The organism is Kitasatospora nipponensis (genome assembly GCF_039528135.1).
GTDB lineage: Bacteria > Actinomycetota > Actinomycetes > Streptomycetales > Streptomycetaceae > Kitasatospora > Kitasatospora nipponensis.
In genome coordinates this window covers 1-506 of record NZ_BAAALF010001211.1, presented here as the reverse complement: position 1 = coordinate 506, position 506 = coordinate 1, and the positions used below count along the sequence as shown (strand labels likewise).

General features: G+C 69.2%; 1 protein-coding gene. It reads right to left on the bottom strand.

The window, feature by feature from the left end:
* Window positions 1-209: 209 nt before the first annotated feature.
* Window positions 210-506: DUF1214 domain-containing protein (locus tag ABD323_RS45710; RefSeq protein WP_344447812.1), on the bottom strand; the 297-nt coding region annotated here is incomplete at its 5' end.

Genomic DNA, 506 nt, shown 5'->3' with positions numbered 1-506 from the left:
CAGGTCCTCGGCGAGCTGCACATCACCGGCCGCGAGGACGTACGCCGAGCGGTACAGCGCCTTTGCCCGCTCAGCCACGAACTCCAGGTACTCATCCTCCTGTGCTGATTTCACTCGGTGCCCGCCTGTTCCCTTGTTCCGCGATCCCCGTGCATACCCCTCATGACTACGTGAGCTGCCAGGATGTCGCGCCGCAGGAGCACTTTCTTTCAGCGGGGCCTTTCAGTGCGGTCGCAGCCGTACCTGCCGTCCAGCACGCCGGCCCCCGGCTGGTGGAGCCGGATCACCGCGCGGAACTCCCCCCCCGGGACGGGCAGCCAGTTGGCGCTGTGGTCGGCGTCGTCCGGCCGCTCGTACTGGAGCAGCAGGGTGAGCGAGCCGTCCGGTGCGTACACCAGGCCCGGAGTGCGGTCGCCGATCGAGCGGTGGCCGGTGGCGTCGTCCAGGGTGAGCGACCAGCAGGCGTCCACCGGTGGCGGTTCCTCGAAGCGCAGCGTGTACGAGGG